A 24246-nucleotide genomic window follows, 5' to 3' on the forward strand; every position below is an offset into this window, starting at 1 on the left:
TATCTTTAATGATGAAAATTGAAAAAAATACTGTCGTATCGTTAATATACCGCCTAACTGATGCGCAAGACAATCTTATTGAAGAATCTTCTGATCCAATGGTCTATCTCCATGGTGGATATGCCGGCACTTTTCCAAAAATTGAGGAGTTGCTAGAGTCTCAGGAGATTGGTTTTGAAACCAAGGTCCAATTGGAACCGCAAGACGCTTTTGGCGAATATGATGCGGAATTGCTCCGAATTGAGAATAGAGATCGCTTTCCAGAACCTCTGGAAGTTGGGATGCAGTTTGAAGGGATTCCAAGTACGGATGAAGAGGAAGACGAGAATGCAGAATTCGCCGACCCGGATGATGAAGATCTAGACTCTTTGATATATACGATTACTGATCTTGCCGAAGATCGCGTGGTTTTAGACGCTAATCACCCACTCGCTGGGATAGCTTTGCGGTTTTGGCTACAAGTAACCGATGTTCGACCTGCCAGTACAGAAGAAATTGAAAACGGTCGTGCCAATGATCAAATTGGCTTGCAAGTAGATCAATTTGAGGAAGAGGATTACGAGAACTTAGATGATCTATTGCCACCTGAGTCGGATCGTCCTGGAACTTTGCATTAATAATCGGTAAGTTTCCATTTCCTTAACAAGGATGCCATGAAACCTTCACAGGCACTTGAGTCAAATAGAATCGCTATTCGCGCTATTGTAGAGCGCCACCGAGCTGGTAATGCCCGAGTTTTTGATTCAGTCCTGCGCGGTGAAGATAACGAAGATAGTGATCTTGACATCTTAATTGACCCAACTTCTGAAACCACTTACTTTGACATTGGTGCTATCAGGCATGAGCTATTGCAATTGCTGGGTGTACCTGTAGATGTTCTAACTCCGAACGCATTGCCTGACCGCTTTAGAGCCCAAGTCCTCGCAGAAGCCAAACCAATTTAGACAAATACATTAATAACTTGTGGTTGACTATTTGATTGAATGGTTTTGCAACTTACCATTCATTACTAACTTTAATTACTTCTGCAGATTCTTTAATTGATACAAAGCCTCTAAGGCCTGCTTGGGACTTAATGAGTCGGGGTCAAGCTCTTGTATAGCGATTTCAAGCGCACTGGGTTCTGAAGGTAAATAAGCCTCTATTGACGTCTGCTCTGTTAGATCGGCATGGTTAGACGTTTGAGCAAATAAATCCGCTTGCGAGCCCGAACCCTCCGCACTCTTTGCTTCTAATTGACTTAGTTTTTTTCTAGCTTGCAAAATCACTGATTTGGGCACACCAGCTAAGCTCGCTACTTGTAACCCGTAACTTTGGCTGGCATGGCCAGGTTTGACCTGATGTAAGAATATAAGGTTCTTGCCTTGCTCCATCGCTGATAAGTGCACATTGGTACACTGTGCATAGCTACTTGGTAAGCTAGCTAACTCCAAATAATGCGTAGCAAATAAACAATAACTTTGATTTTGTTCTAATAAATGTTTGGCAATCGACCAAGCGAGGGCTAGGCCATCAAAGGTTGAGGTACCGCGGCCAATTTCATCCATTAAAACTAAACTATTAGGCGTAGCGCGGTGCAAAATACCCGCTGCTTCAGTCATTTCTACCATGAAGGTGGAACGACCACTCGCCAAATCATCCGAAGCACCAATCCTCGTAAAGATTTGATCAATTGGCCCGAGCACAGCTTTACTAGCTGGTACATAAGACCCAAGGTAGGCCATTAAGGTAATTAAGGCAACTTGGCGCATATACGTAGATTTACCACCCATATTCGGTCCCGTAATCATGAGCATGCGACGACTAGAGTTAAAAACGCAGTCGTTCCCACTAAAAGATAAAGATTTTTTAGCGAGTTGGGCTTCCACCACTGGGTGGCGACCATTTTCGATCTGTATCATTGCTGGCTCTACTAATTCGGGCTTAACCCAATTTAGAACATGTGCTTTGACGGCGAAGGAGCAGAGCAAATCAATTTGCGCTAAAGCCTTAGCAATTTTCTGAATCAAGGGAACTTCAGTCTGCAACTGGTCAATGAGCTCATCAAATAATTGGCGCTCCAGAGCAAAACTTTTTTCTTTTGCGGAGAGGGCTTTATCTTCAAAAGCTTTGAGTTCTGGGGTGATGTAACGTTCCGCATTTTTGAGCGTTTGGCGGCGTTGATAATCGAGCGGCACTTTATCGGTTTGACCATGCGTGACTTCTATAAAAAAGCCGTGTACTTTATTGAACTCGACCCGCAGTGTATTGATCCCCGTACGTGCTCGTTCACGCCCCTCTAAATCAATTAAAAACTGTCCTGTATTGGCGCTCAGTAAGCGTAGCTCATCCAGTGTGGCATCATAGCCGTCAGCAATCACTCCGCCTTCCCGCAGGATTGCAGCAGGCTCTGGCATGATCGCGCGCGTCAATAAATCAGACAGGGCAGCAGGGGTATCTAAATCACTGGTCAGTTGACGAAGGTAGGAGCCTTCTTGTCCAAAGATTTGTAGTAACTCTTGCGCTTTGGGGAGTATTTGAAGCGTATCACGCAGGCTAGCCAAATCTCTTGGCCGGATGGATCGTAGAGCAATCCGACTGGCAATACGTTCAATATCTGCAATTTGTTTTAGAAAGCTGCGGATTTCTTGCAACACGAAATATTCACCGAGCAACATTTCAATCGCTTGGTGTCGTTTTGCGGTCTCTGTTTGGGAACGCAAAGGGTGATGAATACAGTGACGCAGTAAACGCGAACCCATCGGGTTTTCGCAGGCATCTAATAATGAAAATAAGGTTGGCTCACTCTCACCCCGAAGGGTTTGAGTCAACTCTAAATTACGCCGGGTGGCAGCGTCCATGCTAATAAACGATTGATGGTTTTCGAGCACACAGGTCGGTATATGCGGTAACTTACCTTCCCAACCTAAGCCTTGGGTATGCGCCGCAAAAGACAGTAGGGCGGATAAAGCAGTAAATGCTAGTGCATGCTCACCAACCTGATCAATGCCAATCGCTTGTAAATCGGGTAAATCTAACAACTGTGTGAGACGCGCTTGACCTTCTTGTGCACTCCATAGCCAAGAAGGTACCAAGCCTTGATCGGGGGGAGCTAGCGAAGCAATATCTTGGGTTAAATGTGTCAATAGCTCAGCCTGTTCGGTCACACATAACCACTGAGCTGGTGCTATCCGAGCAATATGTTGGGCAAAGTCAGTCTGTGGGCAGGTCGTGATTCTTAAGTCACCACTAGCGAGGGTTAACCAAGCAATCCCGACTGTTTGGTGCTGCGCGAAGCAAGCCATTAAGGTGGCATCTTGTCGCTCGCTAAGTAAGGCTTTATCCGTGAGGGTGCCTGGCGTTAAGATGCGCATGACTTTGCGCTCAACCGGTCCTTTACTCGTCGCAGGATCGCCTATCTGTTCGCAAATAGCAACGCTTTGCCCGGCTTGAATTAATTTCGCTAAATACTGTTCAGCGGAATGGTAGGGCACACCTGCCATTTTGATGGGCTCGCCATTCGAAGCCCCTCTTTGGGTGAGGGTAATGCCTAAAATGCGAGAAGCAATCACCGCATCGTCGAAAAACAACTCATAAAAATCGCCCATCCGAAAAAAGAGCAGGGCATGTGGGTTTTGCGATTTGATCCGCAAAAATTGTTGCATAGCAGGAGAGTGACCAGCAAATGCCTCCGACATGGTAATTAGTCTTTTAACCAGTCGCGCAACTGATGAATGTCTTTTTCGATCTCGGGGGAGGATGAATCATTTTTGGTATTTTGCGACCGCTCCAGTAATTGCACCTTCGCCTCTAACTCTAATGTCACATCAATCAAACTCTTCATCGCGAGTGACATCGGATCGTCTGCTTCCGGCGTAATTCCGTAAGCAGAAAACTGGGCTTGGGTACTCGGATTAGAGCTACTAGGTAACTCTGCTTTAATAATCCGAGCGGGTATACCAACCGCTGTCGCGCCAGCAGGGACTTCTTTGAGTACCACTGCATTAGAACCAACCCGAGCGCCATCGCCAATCGTAAAACCACCTAATACCTTTGCCCCAGCGCTGATTACCACTTTGGAGCCAATCGTAGGATGGCGTTTGGCGCCTTTATAGAGCGAAGTACCACCTAAGGTCACGCCTTGATAGATGGTGCAATCATCACCAATTTCAGTGGTCTCACCAATCACGACACCAAAACCATGATCGATAAATACACGCTTACCTATCTTTGCGCCTGGATGAATCTCAATTCCGGTTAGGAGTCTGGCAATGTGAGCTAAAAATCGCGCTAACCACTTCAGACCAATAGTCCATAAAAAGTGGTTGAGCCGGTGGGCTGCAATTGCATGCAGACCGGGGTAGCAAGTGATAACTTCTAAACGGTGTCTAGCCGCAGGATCACGGGCAATGATGGAATCAACAGTTTCAAATATTTTGAATGGCATACCCCATTTTACTTCTTTTGATTTTGATTGAGCATTTGCTTGGCGATTCCTCTGATTAAATCAATTTCTTCTTTTTCTAATTGAGCTCGGTCAAACATCGCGCGCAATCGTTCCATCAGTTTTTTGGGATGTTTGGGATCTAAAAACTCAATCGCCTCGAGTCCTTCTTTGAGATGATCGAGGGCCGCATTCACTGCGCCGATGGTTGCTTTCTCACTACTGCGCTCAGAACTATTGAGTAGTGTTGCATTGGTCAGACCACTTTGTATTTGCGTTTGTCTGAGCTCATAAGCGCAGATCATGACCGCTTGTGAAAGATTTAACGAGGAGTAGGCAGGGTTAGCATCAATCCAGACCCGGTGCGAGCAGTGTTGTAAGTCTTCGTTTTCGAGACCAGTGCGCTCTGTACCAAATAAGTACCCGACGGATTGACCATTTGCTAGAGTTGCAACAGCAATTTGACAGGCTTCTTTTAAGGTAATCGAAGGCGGTCCAAACTCACGGTCGCGGGCCGTTAAACCAAACACAATCGGCAGATTTTGACACGCCGTACTCAGATCGTTTACTAACACGGCACTTTGCAAGACATTTTCTGCCCCACTAGCGAGAGCGACGGCATCCAAACTTTGAGCGGCATGGGGATCTTTGGGATTAACGAGCACTAACTCGCTAAAACCCATTGTTTTAAGGGCTCTAGCGGCTGAACCGACATTGCCGTTATGAGAGGTTTGATGCAAGATCCAATAGACTGAATTCATCTGTGACTTATGAAAAATATCGTTAAACCATTGTAGCAATGAGTTCAGAATAATGGCTTTTTGGGGGAATAATGGTTAAAATACTGAATTAAGTTGGCATATAAACCAACCTGCTCTTTACCAATTCGCGCAATATGTTGTTCATTAACTATAAAGAATTCTATGCATCCAATGATGAATGTGGCGATTAAAGCCGCTCGAAATGCTGGCACGGTGATTAGTCGTGCTGCCCTGAATATTGAACGTCTGCAAGTTGCTCGTAAGCAACAAAATGATTATGTAACGGAAGTAGACCGCGCTGCAGAAGCTGCCGTGATTGAAGTACTGCGTGAGGCTTACCCTCACCACAATTTTTTAGCAGAAGAAACAGGCTATATCAGAGCGGATGGTGAACAATTAGGCGCAATGAGTTGGGAAGATGCTGTGCGTCAAGATGATCCTGATCAAGACCATCATGTGTGGGTGATTGATCCCCTTGATGGCACTACCAATTTTATTCATGGTTTTCCTCAGTTTGCTGTTTCCATTGCCCTAGCGGTAAATGGCGTATTGCAGCAAGGTGTTATTTATGACCCCAGTCGTGATGAGCTGTTTACGGCCACCAAAGGTGCTGGCGCCTATCTGAATAATCGTCGCTTGCGCGTTGCCAATGAAACAAGATTATCGGAATGTTTAATCGGTACTGGTTTTCCGTTTCGGGATGATCAAGATTTGGATACCTACACTAGAAACTTCAGAAAAATGACTAGACTTTGCGCAGGCCTGCGTCGCCCTGGTGCTGCTGCTCTGGATTTAGCTTATGTAGCAGCGGGTCGCTATGATGGCTTTTTTGAGGCAGATTTAAAGCCTTGGGATATGGCAGCAGGGGTATTAATTATTCAGGAAGCGGGCGGCTTAGTAGGCAACTATAAAGGCAATGAAACGCATTTCCAAACCGGTCAAATTATGGCTGCTAACGCCAGAATCTTTGCCCAAATGGCGCAGATTCTAGATTAATTCATCTATTGAAAATTAGGCTTAATCTTTAGCTCAAGCTCAAGCAATTAGATTGACTACTTGAAGCCCGCTTTTATCAATTCGGAATCCGCTGGCATGAGGCAGCATCTCTGGGTGGTCTAAATCCCAGTCGGACAATACCCACCGTTGCCAAGTCTGATTGTCATAAGACTCTTTATGATATTTAGGGCGGTGGGTGTGACCATGAATCAGTTTTGTGCAGCCGAGGTCTTTGGTCATCTTGGCACAGGCTTCTAGCGTCACATCTCCTTTGATATTCGCCTGCGCGAGATCAAAGTACTGTTTACGTTGATATTTAATCGTAGCTCTCCTGCGAAGACGTTCAGCCATTTTTTTGCGATAGCTGATAGGAACTCTCATAAATAATTTTTGTAGCCACTTTAACCGCGTTAAATTACGGTAAAACTGGTAAGCAGGGTCTGCAGTACAAAGGGCGTCGCCATGCGTGAGTAACCATTTTTCACCAGCAATGGAAATTAATGATGGATCAGGTATGACTTGCCAGTGGGCGAGTTGCTTAAATGACTCTCCTAGCATAAAGTCACGATTACCTGCCATAAAATAGACTGCTACACCGCTATCGGTTACTGCTTTAAGGTGCTTGGCAATATCTAAATGGAAGGGAGTATGCAAGTGTGCATCATCTCCCACCCAAAATTCAAACAAATCACCAATAATAAAGATTGCTTGTGTCGTACGCGCTTCATTTTCACAAAACTCGATAAAACGCTTAGCCGTATAAGGATACGCCGGCGTTAAATGAATATCCGAAATAATCAGCGCGTTGTCATAAGAAATCATAAAGAGCTATTTAGATCACTTTAGCTTCGATGACGACGACATCTTCTTTTGGTACATCTTGATGAAATCCAGAGCTACCAGTTGGGACTTTACGAATCGCATCGACAATATCCATACCGTCGGTGATTTCACCAAATACCGCGTATCCCCAACCTTGTGGTGTAGGTGATGAGTAGTTTAAAAATGCGTTATCAACCACGTTAATGAAAAACTGGGATGAGGCAGAGTGCGGAGCACTAGTTCTTGCCATCGCCACGGTGCCACGGGTATTTTTTAAACCATTATTCGCTTCGTTTTCGATTTCAGGATTGGTCTTTTTTTGCTTCATGCCAGGCTCCATACCGCCGCCTTGCACCATAAAATCTTTAATTACACGATGGAAAATCGTGTTGTTGTAATGACCTGAATTGACATATTCTAGGAAGTTGGCACTTGTTTTTGGCGCTAATTCTTCATTAAGAGTAATGGTAAAACTGCCATGATTGGTGGTGAATTGAACTGAAGACATTATTTTCCTTTTTAAAATATCAAACTATTACAAACTTCAAATTTACTATAAAACATTTTTCTAACCGATTTTACTAAGCGATTCGCTGCCGATTTTCTGTTAATTAATCTGCAATGGCCTCTGCTAGTTTCTGCTTTCTTTGGGCTTCAGATAGGCGGCGGTTACTCTGAAAGGCCTTACCATAATACTGAGCAGCAATCTTGATATAAACATCGCCTAAATTCTGTAAAGCGGTAGCGTAATTTGGGGAGAGCTTAAGGCACATTTCTAAATTTTCACGGGCGAGCTCCAATTTGCCGGCATTGGCATACAGTACCGCTAAATTATTGTAAGGTTCCGGTAGTTCAGGATATTTATCAATCATCTCTAGCAAAGTTAAACGTGCCTGTTCTAACTGACCTTTTTCAATCAAAATGCGCGATTTTACAAAAAGTAATTGGACATTTTTCGGATTTTTTTTGGCAGCTACTTCAATTTCTGCGAGTGCTGCGTCCCATTGTTTTTGTTTAATCAAATTATTGATTTTTAATGGCAACGCACTTTGTGAAGATTGCGGTATTTCAGCGTTCTTCAATACCATGAACGGAGTTGCTAAAGAAGGCGTCATCGGGGTGGACTGCATGCCGGTGTTATTGGCGGTCATCGAAGTCGACAAGCCCGTTGGCGAATAAAGCCCTAAGTTTTGTGGTGGCAGATTAGTCGCTTCTTCGAGTGAGCTAGGCACCACATGATCGGGGTTCATGACAACTGGACTCGATCTTGCAATAATTAGAGGATCTTGGGTAAATAAACTGTTGAGTGGCGTTGAACAAGCGCTCATTAACACTGCAGCGATAATTAGCAGAGGTAAGTGCAAGAGTTTCTGGTTTGATGTGTTCAAGTGTATAGTCGTTTAAAAGATGACGATGAGATAGTATTGTCCTAATTTGCTGCCAATTGATGATGTTTTATTAATCCCATTTTGTTTGCTATGGAATCAATTGTTGAAGTCATAAAAATTCAAATATACTACCTAACCGTGATTGTTACCATTTTACAATACAGAAACTTTAAATACTTTTAAGTCCGACTTACAACCAAAACGCCTAACTATAAATATGCTGCAAATTTACAATACTTTACATCGCCAAAAAGAAGATTTTCATCCGATCCATGAGGGGAAAGTCTCAATCTATGTGTGTGGCATGACGGTGTATGACTTTTGTCACGTGGGTCACGCCCGCGCAATGGTGGTATTTGACATGGTCGTGCGTTGGCTCAGAGCCAGTGGCTATGAGGTCAAGTATGTGCGTAATATCACGGATATTGACGATAAGATTATTAAAAGAGCCCTAGAAAATGGTGAGTCCATTAAGGCTTTAACGCAACGATTTATTGATGCGATGCATGAAGATGCGCGCTTACTTGGGGTTTTGGATCCAGATGCTGAGCCGCGTGCCACTGACTATATTGATTCCATGCAGGGCCTAATTGGCAAGTTAATTGAAAAGGATTTGGCGTATCAAGCCGACTCGGGTGATGTGATTTATTCTGTACGGAACTTTCCAGGCTATGGCAAGCTTTCTGGTAAATCACTCGATGAGCTAGAAGAAGGTGAGCGCGCAATTATTGTTGGTGATAAGAGAGATCCGCTCGATTTTGTCTTGTGGAAATCAGCCAAACCAGAAGAACCAGCCGATACTAGGTGGCTTTCTAAATGGGGTGAAGGTCGTCCAGGATGGCATATTGAATGCTCTGCCATGTCTTGTGATTTACTCGGGCAGCACTTTGATATCCATGGTGGTGGAGCTGATTTGCAGTTCCCGCATCATGAAAATGAAATCGCCCAATCTGAGGGGGTGTTTCGGACTTTTGATGAGAACGGCCAGTCAAAGGATCCAGAGTTTGTCAATTATTGGATGCATAACGGTCACGTGCGTGTGAATGATGAAAAGATGTCCAAGTCCTTGAATAATTTTTTCACGCTCAGGGATGTTTTAAAGGAATACGATCCAGAAGTGATTCGTTTTTTTATTTTAAGAGCGCACTATCGTAGTCCCGTGAATTACAGTGATGCTACTTTAGATGAGTCAAGACAGGGACTTGAGCGTTTGTATACTGCACTTTCCTTACTGGATACAGTGACTGATGAAAGTGCTGCTAACAGTTCAGAAAAATCACTGGATTCTGTCTTTGTGGATAAGTTTAATGCCGCCATGAACGATGATTTCAATACTCCAGAAGCTATTGCCGTTCTATTTAATCTAGCTACTGAAACCAATAAAGAAAAAGATCGACTCATTGCAACGGAAGTCTCTGCACGCTATTTACAGTTGGCGCATACCCTGAAAACACTTGCTAATGAGTTGGGGCTACTCGAGAGAACGACTAAAGCCTATTTACAAGGTGGAGTGCTGTCGATTTCTGCAGAAGACATTGAGCAATTGATTGCTTCACGCGCCCAAGCGAAAAAAGATAAGAACTTCCAGTTGTCCGATCAAATCAGAAAAGATTTGCTCTCTAAAGGGATTGTCCTCGAGGATAAACCTGGTGGTCTCACCATCTGGCGTAAAGAATAATCGTGAAAGAGGACTTAGCGCAGCCGGACTATTGGGAAGAAGCTTGTGCGGTACTGATGAAGCAGGACCGTATTTTAAAAAAGCTCATTCCAAAATTGCAGGATCGTGGCATCATCTCACGAGGTGATCCCTTTTTAACCTTGGCAAGGTCGATTGTCGGCCAACAAATTTCGGTGGCAGCAGCACAGTCGGTTTGGAATCGTTTTGAAGCCTTAATGCCAAAGGTCACACCCAAATCCGTTATCGATTTAGACCCGCAGTTGATGCGCACAGCGGGCTTGTCTTTTCGAAAAATTGAATACGTTAAGGATTTGGCTGATCATTTTCAAAACCAAGGCCTGAGTAAGGTGAAATGGCATTTACAAGAAGATGAAGCCATTATTAAAGATTTGACGGCAATTCGTGGTATTGGTCGTTGGACGGCGGAAATGTTCTTAATCTTTAACTTAAAACGCCCTGATGTTGCGCCGCTAGATGATGTTGGTTTGTTAAATGGGATTTCAAAAAACTATTTTAGTGGGGAAGCCGTAACACGTAGCGAAGCGCGTGAAGTTGCAGCGAACTGGGCGCCTTACCGCACCGTGGCAACTTGGTACATGTGGCGAAGTCTTGATCCTGCTCCGGTAGATTATTGAATCCTCTTATAGGCAAATGGCGTCTAAATATTTCAATTTAGAGTCTTACTTTGCCTCAATAAACCGTCTCTTATCGAAAATGTACACTTATAAGTCCTTGATTTATGGTTTGAACAATCAAGAATAGACGATTTTGACTTCGCAAGCTCACAGAACAGTTGTAGAATGATCCCATGAAAAACACCTTCTTAGATTTCGAACAGTCCGTAGCTGAACTGGAAAGCAAAATTGAAGAATTGCGCTTTGTTCAGGATGAATCTGCCGTAGATATTTCAGATGAAATTTCTAGACTTGCTAATAAAAGTCAACAGCTAACTAAGGATCTCTATTCGAAGTTAACACCTTGGCAAGTTTCGCAAATTGCGAGGCATCCACAAAGACCTTATACGCTTGACTATGTTCAGCACTTATTTACAGACTTTCATGAGTTGCATGGTGACCGGTCTTTTGCCGATGACTTATCGATTATTGGTGGTCTAGCCCGCTTTAATGGTTCTGCCTGTATGGTGATTGGTCACCAAAAGGGTCGAGATACTAAAGAGCGTGCTATGCGTAACTTTGGGATGAGTAAGCCGGAAGGCTATCGTAAGGCGATGCGCCTGATGCGCTTGGCTGAAAAATTTGATATTCCCGTGTTTACCTTTGTTGATACGCCGGGTGCTTTTCCAGGGATTGATGCGGAAGAGCGTAACCAATCCGAAGCGATTGGACACAACTTGTATACCCAAGCAGAATTAAAAGTACCGATTATCTCGACCATTATTGGTGAGGGTGGTTCTGGTGGTGCGCTTGCGATTGCGATGGGTGATATGGTGTTGATGTTGCAATACTCGACCTATTCAGTGATTTCTCCAGAAGGTTGTGCTTCGATTCTGTGGAAAACAGCAGAGATGGCACCTGAAGCTGCAGAGCAGTTAGCACTGACTGCCCACCGGATTAAAGCTTTAGGACTCATTGACAAAATTGTGAGTGAGCCAGTCGGTGGTGCGCACCGGGATCATGCCGGCATGATGGTACTTTTAAAACGCGCTTTGGCGGATTCCTTAAGACAGCTCACTGGTCTCACCGTAAAAGAATTGCTAGAGCGTCGCCATGAACGATTCTTAAGTTATGGCAAATTTAAAGACACTACTGCCCTCTAATTCTTTTAGGGTTGAGCCGGGTGATCGCCTTGCGGTCGCCTTTAGTGGTGGCTTAGATTCCACAGTACTTCTCCATAGTATGGTTGCTGCCTACGGCCATGAGCATGTGATGGCACTGCACGTCCACCATGGTTTACAGGATGTTTCTAAAGACTGGGTGGCGCACTGCGCCCGCATTGCTAAAGACTACGATATTGAATTTGATTCACGCTCCATTGCGTGGCCAGAAGATGTCAATACTCGAAATAATATTGAAGCTCGAGCAAGAGTCGTTCGCTATGATGCTTTAGTGGAGATGTGTCAAGCGCACCAAATTAAGCATTTACTACTAGCGCACCATCAGGATGATCAAGCTGAAACCGTTTTACTGCAACTCTTTCGAGGCGCGGGTATTCAGGGATTATCTGCGATGCCAATGCAAAAGGAAATTGCGAGTGGCAATGTTTCGATTTGGCGACCTTTTTTACATCTGACGCGTGCAGAACTCGAAGCCTACGCCCGGTTCTATCAATTAGAGTGGATTGAAGATCCTAGTAATCAAGATGAAGAGTTCACGCGCAACTTTATTCGACAAAAAATTCTGCCGCTAGTGGAAGAAATTCAACCGCAATTTCGCAGCAATTTGGCTCGCTCAGCGCAGCACTTTAGCCGAGCACAACGCTTACTCGATCAATTAGCCGATAGTGACTTACAGGAGATTAGCGAGAGGCTAGGTTTAAAGATCAAGCCCTTACTCATACTGCGCACTCAAGATACGGACCGTGCCAGTAATGCACTGCGCAGATGGTTGGCCGTACAAGGTGTTCTAATGCCGAGTGAGGAGCGTCTGAATGCTTGGTGGTTGGATATGGAGCGTTTAAAAGATTTGAATGATCAGCGCTTATCCTGGGCACATGACGGTAAATTACTACGCTTATGGCGACAGCATTTAACGATTGTGGATAGTGATTTAGAAGGGCAATGGGTTTTTGAAGTAATCAATGACCCTACGGTTGGATATGGTTTATCGAATGCGGACTATGAGCGCGCACTGGCTGATGGTTTGATTCAAGAGTGCGCGCGCTCAGGTGGCGAAAAGCTCAGAGTAGCGCCAAAGACGCCTCGAAAAATATTGAAAAACCTTTTTCAGGAAATGGCCGTGCCACCATGGCAGCGGACTGCCCCCTTATTAATGCTCGGCTCAGAGGTGCTTGCTGTTGCAGGCGTTGGCATGAACCTTGACCTGTGTGTGGAGATGGGCACGCGTTGGGTTGCGCACTGGGAACCGATAGAAAAAAATTTTAATTAATCAAGCAATTCATTAGTTTCGGTTGTTAGAACCCTCTAGTAATCCTGCCCGATTTGGGTGACAAGGTGTAAAATACTTCTTTTATTAAATTGAGCATTGTTTGTAGTAGTTTGCAAACAGAGAATAACTATTTATGGCATTAATTGTTCACAAGTACGGCGGCACTTCAATGGGTTCTACGGAACGCATTAAAAACGTTGCAAAGCGCGTTGCTAAATGGCAAAGAGCCGGTCATCAGATCGTGGTCGTTCCTTCAGCAATGTCAGGCGAAACGAATCGTTTATTAGGGCTTGCCAAAGAAATTACCTTACATCCTGATCCAAGAGAATTAGATCAAATTGCTAGTACTGGAGAGCAGGTGAGCTCCGGTTTACTCGCATTAGCCTTACAAGCAGAAGGGATTGGCTCAGTAAGTTATGCGGGTTGGCAAGTTGTGATACAAACCGACTCTGCCCATACCAAAGCACGAATTAAATCGATTGATAAAGACAAAGTATTAGCTGATCTCAATCTGGGTAAAGTCGTGGTGATTACAGGCTTCCAAGGGGTCGATGAAAAAGGCAACATTACGACTTTAGGTCGTGGTGGATCTGATACCTCAGCAGTCGCTATTGCTGCTGCAATGGGCGCCGAAGAATGTTTGATTTATACCGATGTGGACGGTGTATATACGACCGATCCAAGAGTCTGTGATGAAGCGCGTCGCCTAGACAGAATTACTTTTGAAGAGATGATGGAAATGGCGAGTTTAGGATCGAAAGTGTTACAAATTCGGTCTGTAGAGTTTGCTGGTAAGTACCGCGTAAAAACACGCGTTCTCTCATCATTGACTGACCCAATGATTCCGCTCGACGTTGAAATGAAGTCTGGCACATTGATTACTTTTGAGGAAGATCCAAAAATGGAAGCTGCAGTTATTTCAGGTATTGCCTTTGCAAGAGATGAAGCAAAAATTACGGTTTTAGGGGTGCCAGATAAGCCAGGTATCGCCTATCAAATTTTAGGCCCAATCGCTGAAGCCAATATTGATGTGGACATGATTATCCAAAATCAATCTGTTGATGGTTTTACCGATTTTACTTTTACGGTTCCTAGAGCTGAATATCAAAAAGCTTTGGAACTATTAAAGTCGACGGTTCAAACACATATCGCTGCAAGAGAAATTTCTGGTGATCCGAAGGTATCTAAAGTTTCAGTGGTTGGCGTTGGAATGCGTTCACACGTTGGTATCGCTAGTAAAATGTTTAGAACGCTTTCTGAAGAGGGTATCAATATTCAGATGATCTCAACGAGCGAAATTAAGATTTCAGTATTGATTGACGAGAAGTATATGGAACTTGCGGTTCGTGCCCTTCATAAGGCGTTTGATCTAGAGTAAGCGCTTTTCCAGTAAAAGAATCGAAGATTTGAGCCTAAAAGTTTCATAAAGGTTGATAAATCCGTTAGAATAACGGATGTTTGTTTAGCTACTAGATGTACCTTGTACATCGGTAATAGTTTTATGTTGTTCGGAGACGTGGCCGAGTGGTCGAAGGCACTCCCCTGCTAAGGGAGCATCTGGTCAAAAACTGGATCGAGGGTTCGAATCCCTCCGTCTCCGCCAGTAATCCTTGTGATATAGGGTTGTGCGGTTAGGGGCTCTTCAGGCTCTTCACCATAATCGGGGGATGAGCATTTATTAAACACGATTAATCACTCCACTCCAACCACACAAAGCGGCTCTTCACCATAATCGGGGGATGAGCATTTATTAAACACGATTAATCACTCCACTCCAACCACACAAAGCCAAGACTCTGAGTCGGTAGTTTTGGAAATTTCTAAAACCAAAAGCTCTTCTAGAAATCATTTCCATTTTAGTATGGAAGCCTTCAGTAATGCCATTGGATTTAGAAAACCGCCACATTCGAACAATAGGTTCTAACCAAGATCGAATGGTGTGTGCAATGACTTTCGCTGGACTTTGTTCAAACTGATCCAGTAATTGAAGGAGTTGTGGCAGGAACTTTTTGGCATGTTTTGCTCGAACGTTTTTGATCAGAAGTAGCGAGTTGAGCTTTTGTTTGGCTTGGTAAAGTGCTTTGAGTATGGGGAATTGTTCGAGGTATCGACGGAGATTGAGCTGCTGTTCTGGGCTGAGATTCCAGTGATGTCTACGCATGAGACTCAGGAGCCCTCGATTTTTTCGACCAACCGGGTCTTGTTGGTTCCAGACTTGCAAGAAATGCTGATTGACGAGTCGGATGACATGAAAACGGTCAGCAACAATCTTGGCTTGAGGAAAGTATTGTTGGACGATCTTACGATAGGTTTCGGAGAGATCCATCACGACGAACTGAACGCGATCGCGGCCCGTTAATTGGCTTAAATAGCGGCGTAAACTGGCTTCTGAGCGACCGAGAACCACATCAAAGACTTTGTGGTTCTTCAAGTCAACGAACGTCGTGGCAAAGCCCTTTTTACGACTAAAGAAATGTTCATCAATCCCCAGAATCCTAGGGCAGTCACGCCCAGATAGCTCTGAGACTCTTCGTTGAATATGGTGTTGGTACCAGCGCTCGACAGTCGCACTGCCGATGTTGTGGGTTAAGGTCAGTTTACGTTGACTAACGCCACCATCATGGGCTTCAAAGACCTCCAGTCGATAAGACTCGGTCGCTCGCAGGCGTGGCCGGATCCCCCGTAGAGGATGCCGAAAATAGTGATTGCACTCTGGGCAATGGTATTTTGGTAGGGCCAAGTGCAGAATCATCAATTGGTTTCCTTGTCGGGTGTGCTTCAACACTCGGTGGTGTGTTGACTTAATCCTTACAGGATGATGTTCACAATAAATACAAGCTGGGCGCATCTTCGGTCGACACCAAACCTCAACATGTTCACTACGTTTGACTTGTTCGATTGAAAGATCAGGCAGACCTAAGATAGAATCTATTTGGGACATGGGTATTACCTCTATTAAAAAAGTTCTTCGAAAAAACTAGTTTAATAAATACCTTTGTCCCCCGTTTATGATGAAGAGCCGTTTGTTTGTCTCTATTTTCTGTTTGTTAAACACCAGACAAACATGATTAGTGGGGGAGGCATATCAATATTTTTAGAGGGCTACCCCCTAATACCCCCCACCCCCTAAATTTCGTTCGATGGGACCCGTTCACCCTTTTTACACCTAAATCTGCACGAATGGTTCACATTTTTTAGGAAATATCACCCGTAAAGGGATCCAAAACCTCGCTTTTTGCCACATAACTTATATTTTTAGCATACGCAACGATTGGCAACTGGCATCAATTCAGCAAGATTAACTGTATTTATTAAACAGATTTGGTTTTAATGTATTAACTTAACTAAAACTCAAATATTTTTTATGCTTACTAAAACCAAGTCTAATCCGAAAAATAACTATCTCAGGCTTATAACACCTAGAATCAGCTTTTCCTTGGTTGAAATTAGTTTGGATGAAGCTAAAAGATTTTTGAAAATAGGAATATCTAACCAAGATTTAAATAAATTCAAACAACAAGCAAATAATAATCAAATCCGTTCAGCACCAATATTTAATATTGAATTGATGAAACTTTATATTAATGACATAGAGGTTTATCGATGGAGAGAAATACTGCAAAAGGCTTATGACGAGGCTTTGAAACAACACGCAGAATATATTAGTGAAGGGGTTAATAAAGATTGGTATTCCCAAATAGATTATTCTGACAATAATCTAGACAACTTTAGTTTTTCAATTGTTTTTGATAGGTATTACGAACAATCTCAGCAAATATGTGTTTTTGATGAAAACTTCAACTTTAATAAAATATCTTGTGAGATTCGAGAACTTTATCTAGAAGAGGGGAAAGAATACTTAAATAGTAATTGGTATTACGGACTTAAAAGTTTAAAAACTATTTCAGATGGAAGATTAGTTAAGGAAGAGGTTTACCTTTTTACAAACTCTAGTAGGAGGTTTGATTTAAAGTTTGTTTGATTAGCTGGATTAGGATTAGTCAAGATCGTCTAATTGTTCTTGTGTTTTTCTAGCGCTAGATGAAGACTCGCTCCAACCAGCCCCAAAAAATCCTAAAACTACAAGGCAAATAATAACCAAGTAAAGCTTGTTTTCTCTTTGAAACAAAATTACCAATATTAAACCTAATAGTAACATTAAGAACAAAAATTTAAAGATCCCTGCATCCCCCTTTTCATGTTCAAGTTCTTGTTTAAGTTCCCATTTTTGTTTCATTCAAAATCCCTTAGAAAAAAGTACTGCATTTTAAAATTATTTTTTTTTAAAGACTGCGAAATTTAATAGATGCAGATAAAAATAATAGAGGAGATAAGCAGTGATGAACTCCTTGAAATAACTAATTTACTTAAATAATCGACCGTGTTATCTAAATATGCTTTTTTAAAAATGGTAGAGCTAGAAAGATAAATGAGCAAAAATATATTCAGCTAGACATAAAAATTGCAATTAGATTAACATTATTTTATCTAAAAGTGATCATTACAAGCGGGATAGTTTCAATTGTTGAAGTCATTTAGCACAGTTTTTATCAAAAAAATAGTATGATTAGAGAATCAATCTTGGAGAGAAAAATGTCTATAAAAAAATATTTAGTCCCGTTGACCACATTAATTGCAACAATGCCTATGGCAAATGCTAATGTACCTAATACTCCGTCATTAGGTGAATCTAAGACAATCAAAAGTGCTGAAGATCTCCAATCTATTGCCTCAACCAAGGAGCTAACTGGTAACTTGTTCAAGTACTCAAAAGGAACTGAGTTACATTCACTGGTTGTAAAACCTAATGAAATTGGAGAAATGCTTGCATATCATTATTCTCATAGTTCCCATAGTTCACACCGCTCCCATTACTCTTCAAGATAATCCTTTATGACCGCCATAGAAGTTTATTTTGATAAAGATGCCTATAAATTAGACGTCATCAAAAAGGCAGCTTATCGATTTACAGACGTTTTTAGTGTTGATTTTCATTTAGATTCTTCAAATATAAAATGTATTCTTAGCTTTTCTGATAAAAAATCAAAGGAGTTGATTGATAAAACGGTTAGTAATTTTAAAAATGAAGTTCTTGATCAAGATTTACGAGAAAAAATTAGTATTGAGACTGAGTCTGTAAGAAATTTGATTTTAGCTCATGCTTTTTCCAGAACTAGCCTCATCAAGGAATGAGTAAGTTTCAACCAATTAACTTTTATCAATCAAATAAAAGTTCAAGCTATCAACTTCTACCATTTAGCTTTGATAAGCTGGACCAACGATATATCCTTTCTAATTTTTCAGGGGAATACTTAGTTGTTGAAAGAGATATTTTAGACAAGCTAGTTAACCATCAATTAACTGAGTCCGATCCAGATTATCTGAGGCTTAGGGCAAAACAATTTTTATTAGATTCAAGAAATGACATTGCCCCAGAATTATTGGCTTTAAAAATTAGGACAAGATACGTTCGATTGCCTGAATTTACTTCACTGCATATTTTTGTTGTAAGTCTTCGTTGTGAACATAGTTGCCCTTACTGCCAAGTATCTAGGCAATCAGAAGATAAATCCAAATACGATATGGATGAAGTTGTAGCATTTAAGTCACTTGATTTGGTTTTTCAGAGTCCTTCCAACTCGATCAAGATTGAATTTCAAGGTGGAGAGCCACTATTAAATTTTGAGCTCATAAAATCCATAGTTTTAGATGCAATTAAAAGAAATGTTCAACACCAAAAAAATCTAGGTTTTGTCATAGCAACAAATTTGGCTCTAATTAATAAGGAAATTTTAAATTTCTGTAAAGAGTATCAAATAGTGATCTCAACCTCACTGGACGGTCCGGAAGACCTACATAATAAAAATAGACCAAGACCAGGGAAAAACAGTTATCAAAAAGCTGTTGAAGGAATTGAACTTGCAAGAGAAGTTATTGGGTTTCAAAATGTTTCAGCTCTAATGACGACTACAGAGTCAAGTCTTAAAAGAGTCAAAGAAATCATCAATGAATATTTAAAGTACGGATTTGATGGAATCTTTCTTCGAGCTTTATCTCCTTATGGGTTTGCAATTAAAACGAAGACCTACGCATCATATAAAACAGAGGAGTGGTTAGATTTTTATAAAGAGGGACTTGAATATATTATTGACCTCAACCGAAATGGAATCCGATTTCAAGAATACTATGCGTCGACGATATTAACGAAGATATTAACAAGTCAAGATACGGGATATGTTGATTTAATGAGCCCATCTGGCATTGGAATAGCTGCAATAGTTTATAACTATGATGGTAATGTTCATCCCTCGGATGAGAGTCGAATGTTAGCCGAAATGGGAGACAATACTTTTTTAATGGGGAATGTACTCACCAATTCCTATGAAGAAATTTTTAGTTCTGAGGCTCTTTTAAAACCTTTAGAAGAGTCAATTACAGTTAGTGTGCCAAGATGTCATGAGTGTGCTTTCGAGAAATACTGTGGATCCGAGCCTGTATATCACTACTCTCTTCACAAAGACTTTGTGGCTAGAAAGGCAGAGTCAGAATTTTGTAAAAAAAATACGTCAATATTCAAATACTTAATTCAAAGAATGGAAGAGGATGATTTTGTGATGCATCTATTTACTAGATGGGCTAATAGGACATGATTAAGTTAAATGGACGTTTCAAACTATTATCTGGAAATCCGTTGGATTCTTATGTAACCCCACTTACTAAAAATATGACGTTACCTTTAGTATTAGCAAATAAAGTGGGACTTATCCTAGAAGAAGACATTGATTCTCCGCAGGGGTACAAATTTATATTAAGGAAAAAGCCCTCGGTTAATTCAAAGTTAAGTAAAGAAATTGAGTACCTCGTTTCGACTGACTTACAACATTTAGACGAGGGAGATGTTGTTAGAGTTGAAGGACAAGATAGTAATGTAAGAGTTTTGTACCGAAGAAAATCTAATCAAAATTCAATATTGATAACAGAGCAGTGTAATCATTACTGTCTTATGTGTTCCCAACCTCCTAAGGATATCGATGATGGTTATATTATTGATGAAGTTTTTGATTTAATAAAATTAATTCCCCAAGATACTTTAGAGATTGGGTTCACTGGTGGTGAACCAACGTTATTTGGTGATAAGTTTCTAGACTTAATTAACTTAACAAAATCTTACCTACCTAATACTTCGCTCCATATATTGAGTAATGGTAGAAGTTTTCAAGATATTAAGTTTGCTAGAGATTATGCAAAGATAGATCACCCAGATGTGATGATTGGAATACCAATCTATTCAGATGATCCTGTAATGCATGATTATATTGTTCAGGCTAAAAATGCTTATAACGAAACTATTCGTGGCATCCTTAATTTAAAAAGCTTAAATCAAAAGGTTGAGATAAGGGTAGTAATACATAAATTGAATGCATTTCAGCTATCATCGATAGCGGACTTTATTGTTAGAAATCTACAGTTTGTTGACCATGTTGCTTTAATGGGCCTAGAAATAATTGGGTTTACTCGTGCAAATTTAGACTTATTATGGGTAGACCAAATTGAATACAAGGACGAGTTAAGTAAAGCAACTCAAATACTTAGAAATTATGGAATGAATGTATCTATATATAACCATCAACTTTGTTTAGTTAATGAAGACGTTAAATTCGCATATCGTAAATCCATTAGTGATTGGAAAAATGAATACGTTCCAGAGTGCGGAAAGTGTCTAAAAAAGGAAGAGTGTGGTGGGTTTTTCACATCTTCAGCACTTTATAAATATAGTTCAAACTTGAAACCCTTTAGGAATAATATTGAAGAAGACTGTATATAAATTTTTTGCCCTTGTATGGATTCTAATGGCAATGCAGTCAGTTTGGGCTGATGCTATGGATGATGCGGTTTCTAGATTGACTCCAGAACAACAAAATTGGATTAATCAATCATGCCCTCGCTCTTTTGGACCATCTTTATGGAAAAGTTGCATGAATAGAGAATTAAATGCAATAAACTCTGCTACGCCAGATGCTTCTGGAGTGAGCCAATCAGATTTGAATTGGGTAAATCAATCCTGCCCGTATTCATTTGGTCCTTCTTTGTGGAAAAGTTGCATGGAACGGGAGTTGAGTGCCGTAAAAACACGAATGCCCAACTTAGATTCTTTGTCCCCGAATAATAAAGCCTGGGTTCTTCAATCCTGCCCGTATTCATTCGGTCCTTCACTGTGGAAAAACTGTGTTAATCGAGAGATGAATGCGTTAAGGTAAGAGTATGACGTCCATCAATTCCCCCTTTAAATTTAAGTTTGCTTTTTTAATAGTTTGTATTTGTCTGAGTTCATGTGAAAAAAGTAATAAAAATAGACCCATAGCAAATGAATTTCCTACCCAACAGAAATATCAGTATCAAGAAAAAAATCAATTACCAATGCCTTCCAGAGGTAGGTATCAACCCCGAATTGCTGGTTGCGAATCGGGACATTGGATTCAAGAAGTCTTATCGAATGGAGAAATAATTATTCTGGAAGACGGAAGTGTATGGAGGGTTGATAGTGTTGATACAATTGATTCAGCTTTATGGTTGCCTATTTCAGACATTATTGCTTGTGATGATAAGTTAATTAATACAGATGATAATGAGTCAGTTGACGCTATTAGAATAAGATAAACCTTGCAGGCCTGAAAATCTAAACCATGAAAAAGATATTAATACTTACACTTGTCATATTATTCTCAGCAAATCTTTTTGCACAAGTTAATGTTTTCATTTGACTGTAGTAAGTTATTTGTTCCGTTTAACGTGAATTTTATGGGTAATTTTGCTACTCTCAAAATGCGGGGTTCCACATATAAAACGCCTTATGTTAGGGGAGTACTACAGATTTTTTTCATATAAAGACCTTAGTAATTTATTCTAAGTGTTAAAACTATATTATTTTTTAGAAAGATAGGTTCTTTTTATTTTTATATTCAGTAAAGAGTCAAATTTGTTCTATCGTATTCGTGTTGTATTAAATTTGCTTCAAAAATTAATGATATTTGAAGCATAATCATTTCTTTTTTATGACAATAAAATCTCGCTTTTAGCGAAATTAAGTTAAAAGTAAAAGCTTCGCGTAATTTTTTATGAATTGAATAGTAAGATATTTAAGGTGAATAACTATAAAATCAATAAGTATATGAAATCAATCAATATAATTTTATTTTTAGGAGTTATTCTATCGGGTTGCATGACGCCACAAGAAAGAATTTTAACTTATCAACAAAAATGTTCCGAATACGGTTACTCAACCGGAAGTAACGCAATGGCACATTGCGTCCAAAAGCTGGATGATAAGTCTTTAAGGGCTTCACAAAGATTATTAGAATGTAGTGCTTATGCATTCGGAACATCGGCCTACAACCGATGCATTAATAAATAAAATAGTTTAAATTTGAGGATATTTAAATTTGCTAAGGTATTATAAGATTATTACATTTACTGTTTAAATAGGAAATTACGATGTTTATTTGCTTAACAAAAAATTTACGTCTTTTAAAACCTTTTTTAATTATTTTTGCCTTAATGCACTCCTTTCCTTATGCTCAAGGTTTGTATTCATCGCCTCAGTCACCTTCAAGTCCATCATTCACAACAAATTCAACTGCAAATTCCTCTGTGGATCAATCAGTAAAAATTGAGATTGCCCAGAGATTATTATCAAGGTTGGGATATCTTAAGGATACTCCAACTGGAGTAATGTCATCAGCGACAGCTGAAGCTATTAGAGCATTTAGTTACGAACATAATATAAATTCTGGTAGTTCAGTTACAGAGCCTTTGTTAAAAGCTTTAAGAAATGTTGCATGGAATTCTGGCGCATGGAAAAAAGGAAATCTTAAAGGTGAAGATAAACTTTTAGATGCTAATGGAATTAGGGAGGCGCAAAGCTATTTAGTCAAACTAGGATTTGATCCTGGACCTATTGATGGAACATTTGGTGCTCAAACTCAAAGCTCTGTCGAATCATTTCAAGCAAACCAAAGAACAAGTATTGATGGAATGATTACAAAAACAACTTTGATGAACTTAAAGAGATCATCTATTCTACAACCCGGACAAATCTTAGGTACAGTTAGAGTTTTAAATTGGCCAGATTACATTGAACCAAGTGTGCTTGAGGATTTTGAAAGAGAAACTAAAATCCGAGTCATTTATGATACATATGGTTCTAATGAGGAGATGGAAGCTAAGCTTAAAAGTAATCCTGAGCCATATGACGTCGCAATTCCTACGGCAAGCAATATTTCTGCATTAGTTTCACAGAAGCTCCTAAAGCCGTTGGATAAATCAAAGTTAAAAAACCTTGCGAACGTTGACCCCAAGATACTTGCTTATCTTGAAGCTTGGGACCCAGGAACAAAATATTCAATTCCTTATATGTGGTTTACTCTTGGTATTGCAACGAATCCAAAATTAGTGGCTAAGTACCTACCTGGCGTGAATTTAGAGTCATTAGGTATAGTATTTGATCCGTCTGTTGCAAGTAAATTAAGCGCATGTGGAGTTCGAGTGATTGACTCTCCCTCAGACGTGATTCCTCTTGCGGCTTTATATGGTGGTGTGAAAAAATGGAACAACGACACACCATCTCTCGAGGCGTCAGAAAAAATTCTCATGGGCATAAAAAAATACGTGAAACCCATTAGTAGCGATGAATATATTTCTGCACTTGCTCAAGGAAAAATATGTGCTGCAATTGGGTTCTCTGGAGACACTCTTCAAGCTAAAGCTTCTCAGAGTGGGGGTAATGTAGTGCAATATAGAGTTCCAGTTGAAGGAGGTAGTTTGGGTTTCGATACTTTGACTACTCCCACAAACTCTAAAAATGTAGATGCGGCTCATAAATTTATTGATTACATATTGAGACCTAAAGTAATTGGAAAAATTTCTAATACTGTAAGGTATGCTAACGGGAACATAAATTCTGGACCTTATATCGAACCCTCACTTTTAAGTGATCAGGGTATTTTTCCACCCCAAGATGTGATGAGAAGATTAATCGTTGTACCATCTTTGACCTCAAAAACCAAGCAAGATATGGAAAAGCTTTGGAAACAGTTTCAATAAATTCAATTGGAAA

The 24246-nt window shown here is 40.7% G+C and carries 23 protein-coding genes, 1 tRNA gene and 1 pseudogene; 17 read left to right on the top strand and 8 right to left on the bottom strand.

The annotated features are described in order from the left end of the window. Positions 1-11 precede the first annotated feature (11 nt). Together AOC35_RS01510 and AOC35_RS01515 are read left to right on the top strand one after the other, a co-directional pair. Positions 12-617 carry an FKBP-type peptidyl-prolyl cis-trans isomerase gene (locus AOC35_RS01510; protein WP_108648663.1) on the top strand — a complete coding sequence of 202 codons (606 nt, stop codon included), beginning with the start codon at positions 12-14 and terminating at the stop codon, positions 615-617. Between the two features lie 36 nt (positions 618-653). Next, positions 654-944: a nucleotidyltransferase family protein gene (locus AOC35_RS01515; protein ID WP_108645444.1), complete on the top strand. Its 291-nt coding sequence runs from the start codon at positions 654-656 to the stop codon at positions 942-944. Positions 945-1019: 75 nt separating this feature from the next. Here the strand turns inward: AOC35_RS01515 and mutS are convergent, their stop codons facing one another. The 3 genes from mutS to AOC35_RS01530 are packed head-to-tail and all read right to left on the bottom strand — an operon-like array spanning position 1020 to position 5184. Then, positions 1020-3677, bottom strand: coding sequence for a DNA mismatch repair protein MutS (mutS, locus tag AOC35_RS01520; RefSeq protein ID WP_108645445.1), 2658 nt, complete (start codon positions 3675-3677; stop codon positions 1020-1022). 5 nt (positions 3678-3682) lie between these two features. Then, positions 3683-4426 carry a serine O-acetyltransferase gene (gene cysE / locus AOC35_RS01525; protein WP_108645446.1) on the bottom strand — a complete coding sequence of 248 codons (744 nt, stop codon included), beginning with the start codon at positions 4424-4426 and terminating at the stop codon, positions 3683-3685. A gap of 8 nt (positions 4427-4434) precedes the next feature. Continuing rightward, entirely contained in the window at positions 4435-5184 is a 750-nt protein-coding gene (locus AOC35_RS01530) for an RNA methyltransferase (protein WP_108645447.1), read from the bottom strand. Positions 5185-5346: 162 nt separating this feature from the next. Here AOC35_RS01530 and AOC35_RS01535 point away from each other — a divergent pair, with 162 nt between their 5' ends. Next, entirely contained in the window at positions 5347-6180 is an 834-nt protein-coding gene (locus AOC35_RS01535; RefSeq protein WP_108645448.1) for an inositol monophosphatase family protein, read from the top strand. Between the two features lie 39 nt (positions 6181-6219). Here the strand turns inward: AOC35_RS01535 and AOC35_RS01540 are convergent, their stop codons facing one another. The 3 genes from AOC35_RS01540 to AOC35_RS01550 form a co-directional block, all read right to left on the bottom strand. Further along, positions 6220-7002 (bottom strand): UDP-2,3-diacylglucosamine diphosphatase, encoded by a 783-nt coding sequence (locus AOC35_RS01540; protein ID WP_108645449.1) that lies wholly within the window; start codon positions 7000-7002, stop codon positions 6220-6222. 10 nt (positions 7003-7012) lie between these two features. Next, positions 7013-7510 carry a peptidylprolyl isomerase gene (locus AOC35_RS01545; RefSeq protein ID WP_108645450.1) on the bottom strand — a complete coding sequence of 166 codons (498 nt, stop codon included), beginning with the start codon at positions 7508-7510 and terminating at the stop codon, positions 7013-7015. A gap of 103 nt (positions 7511-7613) precedes the next feature. Then, complete coding sequence (locus tag AOC35_RS01550) at positions 7614-8390, bottom strand: tetratricopeptide repeat protein (RefSeq protein ID WP_159077429.1); 777 nt, start codon at positions 8388-8390, stop codon at positions 7614-7616. 217 nt (positions 8391-8607) lie between these two features. Here AOC35_RS01550 and cysS point away from each other — a divergent pair, with 217 nt between their 5' ends. The 6 genes and pseudogenes from cysS to AOC35_RS01580 all read left to right on the top strand — a co-directional run bounded on the left by cysS (position 8608) and on the right by AOC35_RS01580 (position 14736). After that, a complete protein-coding gene (cysS, locus tag AOC35_RS01555) occupies positions 8608-10068 on the top strand; it encodes a cysteine--tRNA ligase (protein ID WP_108645452.1) in 1461 nt (486 codons plus the stop codon). 11 nt (positions 10069-10079) lie between these two features. After that, a pseudogene (locus AOC35_RS01560) lies at positions 10080-10703 on the top strand (DNA-3-methyladenine glycosylase family protein); the annotation flags it as partial. 173 nt (positions 10704-10876) lie between these two features. Continuing rightward, positions 10877-11845, top strand: coding sequence for an acetyl-CoA carboxylase carboxyltransferase subunit alpha (locus AOC35_RS01565; RefSeq protein ID WP_108645453.1), 969 nt, complete (start codon positions 10877-10879; stop codon positions 11843-11845). Next, the gene (gene tilS / locus AOC35_RS01570) at positions 11814-13133 is read left to right on the top strand and encodes a tRNA lysidine(34) synthetase TilS (RefSeq protein WP_108645454.1); all 1320 of its coding nucleotides are present in this window, start codon (positions 11814-11816) and stop codon (positions 13131-13133) included. The genes AOC35_RS01565 and tilS overlap by 32 nt, the downstream gene beginning before the upstream one ends. Positions 13134-13266: 133 nt before the next feature. Then, a complete protein-coding gene (locus tag AOC35_RS01575; protein ID WP_108645455.1) occupies positions 13267-14511 on the top strand; it encodes an aspartate kinase in 1245 nt (414 codons plus the stop codon). A gap of 132 nt (positions 14512-14643) precedes the next feature. Then, positions 14644-14736 (top strand) — tRNA-Ser (locus tag AOC35_RS01580). Positions 14737-14883: 147 nt separating this feature from the next. Here AOC35_RS01580 and AOC35_RS01585 read toward each other — a convergent pair. After that, entirely contained in the window at positions 14884-16074 is a 1191-nt protein-coding gene (locus AOC35_RS01585) for an ISL3 family transposase (protein WP_108645456.1), read from the bottom strand. Positions 16075-16497: 423 nt separating this feature from the next. Between AOC35_RS01585 and AOC35_RS01590 the strand changes: the two genes are divergently transcribed. Beyond that, positions 16498-17115 carry a hypothetical protein gene (locus AOC35_RS01590; RefSeq protein WP_159077430.1) on the top strand — a complete coding sequence of 206 codons (618 nt, stop codon included), beginning with the start codon at positions 16498-16500 and terminating at the stop codon, positions 17113-17115. A gap of 15 nt (positions 17116-17130) precedes the next feature. On the opposite strand, the gene AOC35_RS01595 is transcribed toward AOC35_RS01590, so the two are convergent. Next, positions 17131-17370, bottom strand: coding sequence for a hypothetical protein (locus tag AOC35_RS01595; RefSeq protein ID WP_108645458.1), 240 nt, complete (start codon positions 17368-17370; stop codon positions 17131-17133). Between the two features lie 356 nt (positions 17371-17726). Here AOC35_RS01595 and hxsA2 point away from each other — a divergent pair, with 356 nt between their 5' ends. From hxsA2 to AOC35_RS01630, 7 genes are all read left to right on the top strand, one after another. Further along, positions 17727-18020, top strand: a complete 294-nt coding sequence (hxsA2, locus tag AOC35_RS01600) for a His-Xaa-Ser repeat protein HxsA2 (protein WP_108645459.1) — start codon at positions 17727-17729, stop codon at positions 18018-18020. 6 nt (positions 18021-18026) lie between these two features. Then, positions 18027-18326 (top strand): His-Xaa-Ser system protein HxsD, encoded by a 300-nt coding sequence (hxsD, locus tag AOC35_RS01605; RefSeq protein WP_108645460.1) that lies wholly within the window; start codon positions 18027-18029, stop codon positions 18324-18326. Continuing rightward, positions 18323-19783: a His-Xaa-Ser system radical SAM maturase HxsB gene (gene hxsB, locus AOC35_RS01610; protein WP_108645461.1), complete on the top strand. Its 1461-nt coding sequence runs from the start codon at positions 18323-18325 to the stop codon at positions 19781-19783. The genes hxsD and hxsB overlap by 4 nt, the downstream gene beginning before the upstream one ends. Beyond that, positions 19780-20958, top strand: a complete 1179-nt coding sequence (gene hxsC / locus AOC35_RS01615) for a His-Xaa-Ser system radical SAM maturase HxsC (protein WP_108645462.1) — start codon at positions 19780-19782, stop codon at positions 20956-20958. The genes hxsB and hxsC overlap by 4 nt, the downstream gene beginning before the upstream one ends. Continuing rightward, positions 20939-21391 (top strand): hypothetical protein, encoded by a 453-nt coding sequence (locus AOC35_RS01620; RefSeq protein WP_108645463.1) that lies wholly within the window; start codon positions 20939-20941, stop codon positions 21389-21391. Before hxsC ends, AOC35_RS01620 begins: the two co-directional genes overlap by 20 nt. 4 nt (positions 21392-21395) lie before the next feature. Continuing rightward, positions 21396-21791, top strand: coding sequence for a hypothetical protein (locus AOC35_RS15600; protein ID WP_170107030.1), 396 nt, complete (start codon positions 21396-21398; stop codon positions 21789-21791). Positions 21792-22625: 834 nt separating this feature from the next. Further along, entirely contained in the window at positions 22626-24233 is a 1608-nt protein-coding gene (locus AOC35_RS01630; RefSeq protein ID WP_108645464.1) for an extracellular solute-binding protein, read from the top strand. Positions 24234-24246: the final 13 nt, after the last annotated feature.

This window comes from Polynucleobacter rarus (assembly GCF_003072505.1).
GTDB classification, from domain to species: Bacteria; Pseudomonadota; Gammaproteobacteria; order Burkholderiales; family Burkholderiaceae; genus Polynucleobacter; species Polynucleobacter rarus.

What these genes read in the sequence shown, in the direction of transcription:
- AOC35_RS01510 (WP_108648663.1), top strand. Translation starts at nt 12, where the DNA reads ATGAAAATTGAAAAAAATACTGTCGTATCGTTAATATACCGCCTAACT.
- AOC35_RS01515 (WP_108645444.1), top strand. Translation starts at nt 654, where the DNA reads ATGAAACCTTCACAGGCACTTGAGTCAAATAGAATCGCTATTCGCGCT.
- mutS (WP_108645445.1), bottom strand. Translation starts at nt 3,677, where the DNA reads ATGTCGGAGGCATTTGCTGGTCACTCTCCTGCTATGCAACAATTTTTG.
- cysE (WP_108645446.1), bottom strand. Translation starts at nt 4,426, where the DNA reads ATGCCATTCAAAATATTTGAAACTGTTGATTCCATCATTGCCCGTGAT.
- AOC35_RS01530 (WP_108645447.1), bottom strand. Translation starts at nt 5,184, where the DNA reads ATGAATTCAGTCTATTGGATCTTGCATCAAACCTCTCATAACGGCAAT.
- AOC35_RS01535 (WP_108645448.1), top strand. Translation starts at nt 5,347, where the DNA reads ATGCATCCAATGATGAATGTGGCGATTAAAGCCGCTCGAAATGCTGGC.
- AOC35_RS01540 (WP_108645449.1), bottom strand. Translation starts at nt 7,002, where the DNA reads ATGATTTCTTATGACAACGCGCTGATTATTTCGGATATTCATTTAACG.
- AOC35_RS01545 (WP_108645450.1), bottom strand. Translation starts at nt 7,510, where the DNA reads ATGTCTTCAGTTCAATTCACCACCAATCATGGCAGTTTTACCATTACT.
- cysS (WP_108645452.1), top strand. Translation starts at nt 8,608, where the DNA reads ATGCTGCAAATTTACAATACTTTACATCGCCAAAAAGAAGATTTTCAT.
- AOC35_RS01565 (WP_108645453.1), top strand. Translation starts at nt 10,877, where the DNA reads ATGAAAAACACCTTCTTAGATTTCGAACAGTCCGTAGCTGAACTGGAA.
- tilS (WP_108645454.1), top strand. Translation starts at nt 11,814, where the DNA reads ATGGCAAATTTAAAGACACTACTGCCCTCTAATTCTTTTAGGGTTGAG.
- AOC35_RS01575 (WP_108645455.1), top strand. Translation starts at nt 13,267, where the DNA reads ATGGCATTAATTGTTCACAAGTACGGCGGCACTTCAATGGGTTCTACG.
- AOC35_RS01585 (WP_108645456.1), bottom strand. Translation starts at nt 16,074, where the DNA reads ATGTCCCAAATAGATTCTATCTTAGGTCTGCCTGATCTTTCAATCGAA.
- AOC35_RS01590 (WP_159077430.1), top strand. Translation starts at nt 16,498, where the DNA reads ATGCTTACTAAAACCAAGTCTAATCCGAAAAATAACTATCTCAGGCTT.
- AOC35_RS01595 (WP_108645458.1), bottom strand. Translation starts at nt 17,370, where the DNA reads ATGAAACAAAAATGGGAACTTAAACAAGAACTTGAACATGAAAAGGGG.
- hxsA2 (WP_108645459.1), top strand. Translation starts at nt 17,727, where the DNA reads ATGTCTATAAAAAAATATTTAGTCCCGTTGACCACATTAATTGCAACA.
- hxsD (WP_108645460.1), top strand. Translation starts at nt 18,027, where the DNA reads ATGACCGCCATAGAAGTTTATTTTGATAAAGATGCCTATAAATTAGAC.
- hxsB (WP_108645461.1), top strand. Translation starts at nt 18,323, where the DNA reads ATGAGTAAGTTTCAACCAATTAACTTTTATCAATCAAATAAAAGTTCA.
- hxsC (WP_108645462.1), top strand. Translation starts at nt 19,780, where the DNA reads ATGATTAAGTTAAATGGACGTTTCAAACTATTATCTGGAAATCCGTTG.
- AOC35_RS15600 (WP_170107030.1), top strand. Translation starts at nt 21,396, where the DNA reads ATGACGTCCATCAATTCCCCCTTTAAATTTAAGTTTGCTTTTTTAATA.
- AOC35_RS01630 (WP_108645464.1), top strand. Translation starts at nt 22,626, where the DNA reads ATGTTTATTTGCTTAACAAAAAATTTACGTCTTTTAAAACCTTTTTTA.